Genomic DNA, 7,601 nt, shown 5'->3' on the forward strand with positions numbered 1-7,601 from the left:
AGCGCCTCGCGCAGCGAGTACTCCAGGACCTTCTTGGCCCGTGGTGTGAAGGGGATGTGCCCGGTCGGGGCCTGCTGGCCCTGGCCGATGATCTCCTGGACCTGGGCCCGCACCGCCTCGAGGCTGATGTCGAGCGACTCGAGCGCCTTGGCCGCGACCCCCTCGCCCTCGTGGATCAGACCCAGGAGGATGTGCTCGGTCCCGATGTAGTTGTGGTTGAGCAGGCGGGCCTCTTCCTGCGCCAGCACGACCACCCTTCGGGCCCGGTCGGTGAACCGTTCGAACATGCTTCGCTCCTGACTGATCGAGACACTCTCGATGCTATCGGTGCCGCGGCCACGCGGCTCACTCCAGCAAACGTGACCCCTGCTCATCCTGTTCCCGCGCGAGGGGGGCGGCATGCCCCGGGATCGTGGTTACGCCGAGGGCGCAACGGCCCGGTCCCGGCGTCGCCCGGGAAGCCGGCTCGGCGGCATACCGGCGGGGCGGACGACGGGCGCGGCCCCTCGACCGGGGGGCGGAAGTGGGCGAGGATCAGGACATGCCGGCCCTCGACCACCTGAGCAAGCCCCAGTTCCCCCGGTCGGCGGCCTACGACCCGAGGTGGCTCGTCGACCTCGACATGGGCCCGCACCCGCTGTGGCTGCTCGAGGACCTGGCCGCCGACCTCGACCTGCGCCCGGGCATGCGGGTGCTCGACCTCGGCTCCGGGCTGGGGGCGACCTCGGTCTTCCTCGCCCGGGAGTACGGGGTGCGGGTGGTCGCCGCGGACCTGTGGGTCGACCCGACCGAGTCGGGCGAGGTGTTCCGCCGCGCCGGCGTCGACGATCTGGTCCTGCCGATGCGGGTCGATGCCCACAGCCTGCCGTTCGGGCGGGCGAGCTTCGACGTCATCGTCAGCATCGACGCCTGGGAGTACTTCGGGACGGGGGACCACTACCCGCCGTATGCCGCCGGGTTCCTGCGCCCGGGCGGCCAGCTCGGCGTCGCCACGCCCGCGCTCACCAGCGAGGTGCGGGACCTCGGCGAGATCCCCGAGCACATCGACAAGGTCGTGGGCGCCGAGACCGCGGCGTGGCACACGGCGGAGTGGCTGCGCAGCCAGTGGGAGTTCGGGCGAGCGTTCCAGAAGGTGACCGCGCGCACGCAGCCCGACGGGTGCGCGAACTGGCTGTTGTGGGAGCGGGCCGTCATGGAGCTGAAGGGCGCGATGACCTCGCCCACCCAGCAGATGCTGGAGGCCGACGACGGCGCGTTCGTCACCTTCGCCCTGGTGACCGGGACGGTGGCATGACGATCACCGCGGCCGACCTGAGGCACCTGCGACGCGCGGTCGAGCTGGCCCGCCTGGCGCTGCAGCGCGGCGACGAGCCGTTCGGGTCGGTGCTCGTCTCCGGGGCGGGCCGCGAGCTCTTCGAGGACCACAACCATGTCGTCGAGCTGGACCCGACCCAGCACCCGGAGCTGGCGATCGCCCGGTGGGCCGGGGCGCGCCTGACCCCCGACGAACGCTCGGCGGCGACCGTGTACACCTCCGGGGAGCACTGCCCGATGTGCGCGGCGGCGCACGGCTGGGTCGGGCTCGGCCGCATCGTGTATGCCGTCGGCTCGGCCCAGCTGTCCCGGTGGCAGACCGCGTGGGGCTGCCCGCCCGGGCCGGTGGCGACGCTGCCGATCCGGCAGGTCGTGCCGGGCGCCGTCGTCGAGGGACCCGTTCCCGAGCTCGAGGCCGAGGTCAAGGGGCTGCACGAGGCATTCGCCCGCACCGTCAGGCCCACGTGACGGTCATGACCCCACGCCACCAGTCCTGTTCCGGCCACGCGCCGTCGGCGGCCCGCCACGAGTCGTCCGCCCGGTTCCACAGCACCAGGTAGGCCGCCACCGAAGGGGTGGCCAGCAGGTGCTCGGCGTCCGGGACCGGCCCCGCGGTCGGGTCGACCCGGCGCGTCACGGCGGGCCGGTCGGGGGAGAGGGTGACGTGCCAGGCGGTGTCCGACCCCTGGGGGTGGACGAGCAACGTCGTCGGCTCGGGCGCATGGACCGCCCGGCGGGCACCCCGAGCGACGAAACCGCACAGCAGCTCGTCGATCCCGTCGAGCGCCAGGGCCGGCCGGATCCAGGTCTGCGCCGGCTCGGGTGCGCGACCGAGGCGGGCGCCGAGCGCGTCGACGGCATGGATCGTCGTCTCGTGCGCCTGCCGCCGCGCCCAGAAGAGGCGGGCCGGCGGGGCGTCGGCCAGGAAGACGGGTGCCGCCAGGTCGTCCGGAGCGTCGACGATCGACTGGAGCAGTGCCGTCGCCCCGGTGTCGAACCAGCCGAGCACGTCGGGGGCCGCACGTCCGGTCGCCTCGTGGCCGGCCGGGTCGAGCTCGGCCTCGCCGCGCAGCCGGTCGGCCGCCCAGCGGTGGACCATGCCCGTGTGCGTCACCAGGTCGAGCAGCGTCCAGCCCGGGCAGGTCGGCACCGGGCGCTCCAGCGGGGCGGCGGTCGCGTTGGCCCGCAGCACGGTCGCGGCCCGGCCGATCGCGTCGCCGTACTCGTCGAGCGTCAGGAGGCGGAAGGGCTGCCGGGCCATGCCGAGAGTCTGCCGCAGCCGGGCGGACGACCGTACCGCGGCGGTAGATTTGCCCCGGCGCGACCACCCCGGGTCGCCTCACCCGCCCATCGACGGAGGTCAACGTGGACGCCAGCGACCTGCTACGCAACTCGCTCCTGCAACTCTCCAAGTCCGACACGGTCCGGGACGTCATCGAGAAGGCACCGGTGTCGCGCTCGGTCGTCCACCGTTTCGTGCCGGGGGCCACCACCGACGAGGCCGTCGCGGCGGCGGCCGAGCTGGCCACCACCGGGCGCCGCACGACGATCGACTACCTCGGCGAGGACACGCTCGACGCCGGGCAGGCCAAGCACACCAAGGACGCCTACGTCGCGATCCTCGGCGCCCTGCGCGATCGCGGCCTGACCGAGGGAGGCAGGGCCGAGGTCTCGCTGAAGCTGAGCGCGCTCGGCCAGGCCCTGCCCGGCGACGGCGACAAGGTCGCCCTCGAGTACGCCCGCGAGATCTGCACCCTCGCCCAGCAGGCGGACACGACGGTCACGCTCGACATGGAGGACCACACCACGACCGACCGCACCCTCGAGGCGCTGCACGAGCTGCGCGCGGACTTCCCCTTCGTCGGCGCGGTGGTGCAGGCCTACCTGTACCGGACCGAGGCGGACTGCCGTGACCTGGCGACCGCCGGCTCGCGGGTGCGGCTCTGCAAGGGGGCCTACAAGGAGCCGGAGTCGGTCGCCTTCCAGGCGGGTGCCGACGTCGACAAGTCCTACGTCCGGTGCCTCAAGGTCCTGATGCAGGGCCAGGGCTACCCGATGGTCGCCAGCCACGACCCGCGCCTGGTCGAGATCGCCGGGGCGCTGGCCGCCCAGAACGGCCGGGCGCCGGGCTCGTTCGAGTACCAGATGCTCTACGGCATCCGTCCGGAGGAGCAGAAGCGGATCGCCGACCGCGGCGACACGATGCGGGTCTACATCCCCTACGGCGAGGAGTGGTACGGCTACCTGATGCGGCGGATGGCCGAGAAGCCGGCCAACGTCGCGTTCTTCCTGCGCGGCCTGGCCACGAAGGGCTGACCGTGGGCACGATGGCGATCTTCGGCACGGGGGTGATGGGCGAGACGCTGCTGTCCGGGCTGCTCCGGGCCGGCCGTGACGCCGCTGAGATAGTGATCACCGAGCGCAACCCGCAGCGAGCCGAGGCGCTCGCCGAGCGGTACGGCGTGCGGGTGCTCGGCAACGTCGCGGCGGCCCGGCTGGCCGACACCCTCGTGCTGGTCGTCAAGCCACAGGACATGATGGGCCTGGTCGAGGAGATCCGCGACCACGTCGTCGCGGGCAACACCGTGGTGTCCATCGCGGCGGGCATCACCACCGAGCGGCTCGAGTCCATCCTTCCCGAGGGCTCGTCGGTCGTGCGGGTCATGCCGAACACCGCGGCCCGGGTCGACCAGGGCATGTCGGCCATCGCCGCCGGCCGGCACTGCACCGAGCAGCATCTCGCCGAGGCGGAGCGGCTGCTCTCGTCGTGCGGCCGCGTGGTCCGGCTCGAGGAGAAGCACCTGGACGCGGTCACCGCCCTGTCCGGCAGCGGCCCGGCCTACTTCTTCTACGTCGTCGAGGCCATGATCGAGGCGGGCGTGGTGCTCGGCCTGCCCCGGGCCACCTCGACCGAGCTGGTGGTCCAGACCATGTACGGAGCGGCGACGATGCTGCGCGAGACCGGCACCCACCCGACCGTGCTGCGCGAGGAGGTCTCCTCTCCCGGCGGTACCACGGTCGCCGCGCTCCGTCAGCTCGACGATCACAAGGTGCGCGCGGCCTTCGTCACCGCGGTGGAGGCGGCCGCGGCCCGGTCCAGGCAGCTGGCTTCTGGCCAGGTCTGACGGGACGGCGGCATACATGGCAGTCCCCCCGAGCAGCCCGGACCGGTCGGTGCGCCTGCACCGGGTCGAGCCGGGTGACTGGGAGAGCCAGCGGGACATCCGGCTGGAGATGTTGCGCGCGGCCCCCGACGCGTTCTGGTACACCTACGCCGACGAGGCCGACTTCCGGGAGGCGGACTGGCGGGAGCGGATCGAAGGTGCGTGGCTGGTGCAGGCGCGCGACGAGCGTGGCGTGGTGGGCAGCGCGGGTCTGGGCACCCACTGGGAGCCGGAGCGGGCGGGCACCGCGACCCTGTTCGGGATGTACGTCGCCCCGCGCGGGCGGGGTCGCGGGATCGGCGAGGCCCTCGTGCGGGCCGTCCTCGAGGAGGGCCACCGCCGGGGCAGGCACCACGTCGTGCTCGAGGTGGCCAGCTCGAACACCCACGCGATCGCCCTGTACGAGCGGTGCGGCTTCGTCCGCACCGGCATGACCCATCCGCACCCGCGTGATGCCGACCTGTGCGAGATTGAGATGCAGGTCGAGCTCACCGGCTGAGACTCCCGTGCCCACCGGGGCCGGCGGGTCCGCTGAGAGGTTCCTCACCCAGACCCCGTCGCCTCTCGCTCGCTCGCTGTGGGTGGTTCGTGCGAAGGTGTCCCCATGAGTGAACTGACCGTACGCATCCTGACCGAGGACGACTGGGAGGCGTACCGCGCCGTCCGGCTGGAGGCGCTGCGGGAGTCGCCCGAGGCTTTCGTCGCCACCCACGCCGAGGAGTCGGCGATCGAGGAGTCCGTCTGGCGGGACCGGATGAACCGTTCCGTCCGCCTGGTCGCCGAGCAGGACGGCCGGGCGGTGGGCGTGGCCAGCATCGGCCGCGCGGAGACCTCCGGCGACGACGACGCCGGGGAGATCTTCGCCCTGTGGGTCACCCCTGAGCGCCGCGGCACGGGTGTCGCGTCGGCCCTCGTACGCCGTGCCGCCGCCCAGGCCAGAGACGCCGGCCAGCGTCACATCGTCTACTGGGTGGGCACCGAGAACGGCCGCGCGGTCGCGTTCGCCAGTGGCATGGGCTTCCGCCCGACCGACTACCGCCGGCCCATGCGGGTGGTCAGCGAGGAGGACGGCGAGGAGGAGATCGCGATGGTCCTGCCGCTCGGCGACGACAAGAGCAGCAGCTACCCGCGCCTCTGAGGCGGGGTCAGGGGCGCGAGGCGAACCGTTCGATCAGCTCGATCGGGCCGCTCACCACGATGACGTGGTGAGCAGAGATCTTCGTGCTCGGCAGCGCGTAGGTGAAGTCCTCGCCCGGGGCCTTCACGCCGACGACGGTGATGCCGTACTTCCGACGGATCTGGGCCTGCTCCAGGGTGAAGCCGATCGTCTCGGCCGGCGGGGTGAGCTTGACGATGGCGTAGTCGTCGTCGAACTGGATGAAGTCGAGCAGCCGGCCGTTGACCAGGTGGGCGACGCGCCGGCCCGAGTCGACCTCGGGAGAGATCACGTGGTGGACCCCGATCCGGTCGAGGATCCGCTTGTGCTCGGGCGAGAGTGCCTTGGCCCAGATGGACGGGACCCCGGCGTCGACCAGGTTGGCCGCCGCCAGCACCGACGACTCGACCGAGGAGCCGATCCCGACGATGGCGATCTTGATCCCGGCCGCGCTCACCATCTCGATGGCGCTCGAGAGCGCCATGTCCGCGTGCACGACCTTGGCCACCTTGTTGATGTAGTTCTCGGCGAGCGCGTTGTCCCGCTCGACGGCGATGACCCGGGTGCCGAGCCGGGTCAGCTCGAGCGCCACGGCCGAGCCGAACCGGCCCAGACCGATGACCATGACCTCGTCGTCGAAGAGCCGCTTGCGCGCCATGGCTTTCCTCCGTGGGGCGATCTGCAGAAGGGGTAGCGTCTCCATCATGCCAAGGCAGGCCCGGGTCGTCTGGGACACCGCGTTCACGAGGTACGACTTCGGACCGACCCACCCGATGGCGCCGATCCGGCTCGACCTGACGGCCCGGCTCTGTGCGGCGCTGGGGGTCTTCGACAACGACGAGGTCGAGGTCGTGGGGGCCGAGCCGGCCGGCGACGAGGTGCTCTGCCGGGTGCACGACCCGGCCTACGTCGCGGCGGTGCGGGCGGCGTCCGACGACCCGTCGTCGGCCGACCCGGCCTTCGGGCTCGGCACCGAGGACGACCCCGCCTATCCCGGCATCCACGAGGCGAGCGCGCGGATCGCCTCGGGGACCATCGCGGTGTGCCGGGCGGTGTGGTCGGGAGAGACCGCCCACGGAGTCAACTTCTGCGGCGGGCTGCACCACGCCATGCGCGACCGGGCGTCCGGCTTCTGCATCTACAACGACATCGCGCTGGGGATCGACTGGCTCCTCGATCACGGGGCCCGGCGGGTGGCCTACGTGGACGTCGACGTCCATCACGGTGACGGCGTCGAGCGGATCTTCTGGGACGACCCGCGCGTGCTGACGGTGTCGCTGCACGAGACCGGCCGGGCCCTGTTCCCGGGGACGGGCTGGCCCACCGACATCGGTGGCGTCGACGCGACGGGGATGGCGGTCAACGTCGCCCTGCCTCCCGGGCTCGGCGACGCCGGGTGGCTGCGGGCGCTGCACGCGACCGCGATGCCGCTCGTGCGGGCCTTCAAGCCCGACGTCTTGGTCACGCAGCATGGCTGTGACACCCACGTCGAGGACCCGCTGGCCCACTTCGCGGTCACCGTCGACGGCCAACGCTCCGCGGCCGACGCGCTGCACCGCCTCGCCCACGAGGTCTGCGCGGGCAAGTGGGTCGCCCTCGGGGGCGGCGGCTACGAGGTCGTCAACGTCGTGCCGCGCACCTGGACGCACCTGACGGCGATCGCCGCGCACACCCCGATCAAGGTCGCGACACCGGTGCCGGAGATGTGGCGCGACCACGTGCGGCAGGTGACCGGTCGTCCCGGCCCGGCCTGGATGGGCGACCTGACCCCCGCGGACGGCCCCGTCTGGTGGCGCTCGTGGGACATGGGCTACAACCCGGGCGACGTGGTCGACCGGGCCGTCATGGCGACCCGTCAGGCGGTGTTCCCGCTGCACGGGCTGGACGTCTACTTCGACTGAGGTCTGCCTCGCCCGGCATGCGCCTCAGCCGGCATGCCTGTCGCCCGGCAGGCACCTCGACCGGCA

General features: G+C 72.6%; 10 protein-coding genes. 7 read left to right on the forward strand and 3 right to left on the reverse strand.

Annotated elements, in window-relative coordinates; all coding sequences use genetic code 11:
• Positions 1-287: Clp protease N-terminal domain-containing protein (locus tag WMI84_RS15710; protein WP_347354715.1), on the reverse strand; the 287-nt coding region annotated here is incomplete at its 3' end.
• 254 nt (positions 288-541) lie between these two features.
• Here WMI84_RS15710 and WMI84_RS15715 point away from each other — a divergent pair.
• Together WMI84_RS15715 and WMI84_RS15720 are read left to right on the forward strand one after the other, a co-directional pair.
• Positions 542-1,294 (forward strand): class I SAM-dependent methyltransferase, encoded by a 753-nt coding sequence (locus tag WMI84_RS15715; RefSeq protein ID WP_347354716.1) that lies wholly within the window; start codon positions 542-544, stop codon positions 1,292-1,294.
• Positions 1,291-1,782 carry a nucleoside deaminase gene (locus tag WMI84_RS15720; RefSeq protein WP_347354717.1) on the forward strand — a complete coding sequence of 164 codons (492 nt, stop codon included), beginning with the start codon at positions 1,291-1,293 and terminating at the stop codon, positions 1,780-1,782. The genes WMI84_RS15715 and WMI84_RS15720 overlap by 4 nt, the downstream gene beginning before the upstream one ends.
• Here WMI84_RS15720 and WMI84_RS15725 read toward each other — a convergent pair.
• The gene (locus WMI84_RS15725) at positions 1,769-2,575 is read right to left on the reverse strand and encodes a maleylpyruvate isomerase N-terminal domain-containing protein (protein WP_347354718.1); all 807 of its coding nucleotides are present in this window, start codon (positions 2,573-2,575) and stop codon (positions 1,769-1,771) included. The two genes, WMI84_RS15720 and WMI84_RS15725, sit on opposite strands and share 14 nt — an antisense overlap.
• A 104-nt stretch (positions 2,576-2,679) precedes the next feature.
• Here WMI84_RS15725 and WMI84_RS15730 point away from each other — a divergent pair, with 104 nt between their 5' ends.
• From WMI84_RS15730 to WMI84_RS15745, 4 genes are all read left to right on the forward strand, one after another.
• Positions 2,680-3,630, forward strand: coding sequence for a proline dehydrogenase family protein (locus WMI84_RS15730; protein ID WP_347354719.1), 951 nt, complete (start codon positions 2,680-2,682; stop codon positions 3,628-3,630).
• 2 nt (positions 3,631-3,632) lie between these two features.
• Complete coding sequence (gene proC, locus WMI84_RS15735; RefSeq protein ID WP_347354720.1) at positions 3,633-4,439, forward strand: pyrroline-5-carboxylate reductase; 807 nt, start codon at positions 3,633-3,635, stop codon at positions 4,437-4,439.
• Between the two features lie 16 nt (positions 4,440-4,455).
• Entirely contained in the window at positions 4,456-4,977 is a 522-nt protein-coding gene (locus WMI84_RS15740) for a GNAT family N-acetyltransferase (RefSeq protein WP_347354721.1), read from the forward strand.
• Between the two features lie 105 nt (positions 4,978-5,082).
• Positions 5,083-5,616 (forward strand): GNAT family N-acetyltransferase, encoded by a 534-nt coding sequence (locus tag WMI84_RS15745; RefSeq protein ID WP_347354722.1) that lies wholly within the window; start codon positions 5,083-5,085, stop codon positions 5,614-5,616.
• Positions 5,617-5,623: 7 nt separating this feature from the next.
• On the opposite strand, the gene WMI84_RS15750 is transcribed toward WMI84_RS15745, so the two are convergent.
• On the reverse strand, positions 5,624-6,292 hold the full coding sequence (locus WMI84_RS15750; RefSeq protein ID WP_347354723.1) for a TrkA family potassium uptake protein: 669 nt from the start codon (positions 6,290-6,292) through the stop codon (positions 5,624-5,626).
• Between the two features lie 46 nt (positions 6,293-6,338).
• Between WMI84_RS15750 and WMI84_RS15755 the strand changes: the two genes are divergently transcribed.
• On the forward strand, positions 6,339-7,535 hold the full coding sequence (locus tag WMI84_RS15755; protein WP_347354724.1) for an acetoin utilization protein AcuC: 1,197 nt from the start codon (positions 6,339-6,341) through the stop codon (positions 7,533-7,535).
• The last annotated feature ends 66 nt before the right edge of the window (positions 7,536-7,601 follow it).

The organism is Intrasporangium sp., from assembly GCF_039812505.1.
In the GTDB taxonomy this organism is placed as follows: domain Bacteria; phylum Actinomycetota; class Actinomycetes; order Actinomycetales; family Dermatophilaceae; genus Intrasporangium_A.

Coding starts and splice junctions, on each gene's coding strand:
- WMI84_RS15715 (WP_347354716.1), top strand. CDS start 542: ATGCCGGCCCTCGACCACCTGAGCAAGCCCCAGTTCCCCCGGTCGGCG.
- WMI84_RS15720 (WP_347354717.1), top strand. CDS start 1,291: ATGACGATCACCGCGGCCGACCTGAGGCACCTGCGACGCGCGGTCGAG.
- WMI84_RS15725 (WP_347354718.1), bottom strand. CDS start 2,575: ATGGCCCGGCAGCCCTTCCGCCTCCTGACGCTCGACGAGTACGGCGAC.
- WMI84_RS15740 (WP_347354721.1), top strand. CDS start 4,456: ATGGCAGTCCCCCCGAGCAGCCCGGACCGGTCGGTGCGCCTGCACCGG.
- WMI84_RS15745 (WP_347354722.1), top strand. CDS start 5,083: ATGAGTGAACTGACCGTACGCATCCTGACCGAGGACGACTGGGAGGCG.
- WMI84_RS15750 (WP_347354723.1), bottom strand. CDS start 6,292: ATGGCGCGCAAGCGGCTCTTCGACGACGAGGTCATGGTCATCGGTCTG.
- WMI84_RS15755 (WP_347354724.1), top strand. CDS start 6,339: ATGCCAAGGCAGGCCCGGGTCGTCTGGGACACCGCGTTCACGAGGTAC.